Annotated in this window: 1 protein-coding gene; it reads left to right on the top strand. The window is 61.4% G+C overall.

Annotated features, from left to right (window positions below):
• Window positions 1-259: CoA transferase subunit A (locus tag AAEZ08_RS23140; RefSeq protein WP_500125210.1), on the top strand; the 259-nt coding region annotated here is incomplete at both ends.

Here is a 259-nt window from a genome sequence, read left to right as displayed (position 1 = left end):
GTTTCGGCCTGGGCGTGCTGCTGGAAGGCAAGCAGATCAGCAAGGTCGTCGCCTCCTACGTCGGTGAAAATGCCCTGTTCGAGAAGCAACTGCTCAGCGGCGAAATCGAAGTAGTGCTCACTCCCCAAGGCACCCTGGCGGAAAAGCTGCGTGCAGGCGGCGCCGGCATCCCGGCCTTCTTCACTGCAACCGGCGTCGGCACCCCGGTTGCCGAAGGCAAGGAAATCCGCAAAGTCAATGGTCGCCCTTACCTGATGGA

Origin of the sequence: Pseudomonas sp. E45-MNA-CIBAN-0222 (assembly GCF_040310405.1) — a bacterium.
GTDB lineage: Bacteria > Pseudomonadota > Gammaproteobacteria > Pseudomonadales > Pseudomonadaceae > Stutzerimonas > Stutzerimonas stutzeri_AC.
The sequence above is the reverse complement of the archived record's forward strand: the minus strand, read 5'-3'. Positions and strand labels throughout refer to the sequence as shown.